The sequence below is a fragment of the Caballeronia sp. LZ029 genome, from assembly GCF_031451275.1.
Classification (GTDB): Bacteria; Pseudomonadota; Gammaproteobacteria; order Burkholderiales; family Burkholderiaceae; genus Caballeronia; species Caballeronia jiangsuensis.
The window spans coordinates 1-480 of sequence record NZ_JARUXO010000037.1; the positions used below are offsets into that span (position 1 = coordinate 1).

Annotated in this window: 1 protein-coding gene; it reads left to right on the top strand. The window is 69.2% G+C overall.

From position 1 onward, the window contains the following. A partial coding sequence (locus QCE73_RS33945) for a LysR substrate-binding domain-containing protein (protein WP_309885329.1) occupies positions 1-480 on the top strand: 480 nt, incomplete at both ends.

A 480-nucleotide genomic window follows, 5' to 3' on the forward strand; every position in this document is an offset into this window, starting at 1 on the left:
GAGGAAGCCGATCTCCTGATCGCCCACGAACGCTCCGCGCCGCGCGGCCTGTTGACGCTGACCGCGCCGGTCGCGGCGGGCGAAGATCTGCTGCGCCCCATGCTCGACGACTTCATCGCGCGCTTTCCGGCGGTTTCCGTGCGGCTGCAACTGCTGGACCGGCCGGTGAGCCTGATCGACGAGGGCATCGATATCGCGCTGCGCATCGGGCATCTGCCGGACTCGACCCTGGTGGCGGTGCCAGTGGGCGAGGTGCGGCGCGTCGTGGCGGCGTCGCCGCGCTATCTGGCGAAGCATCCGCCGATTCTCCAGCCCGCCGATCTCGCCCGCCACGAGATTGTGTCGATGACCCATTTCGGCCTGGATTCGTGGAGCTTTCCGACCGCGGGCGGCGCGGCCATTCCGCAGGTCGTGCAGTTCGCGCCGCGTTTCATCGTCAACACGGTGCGGGCGGCGATTGCGTCGGCGGTGGATGGACAC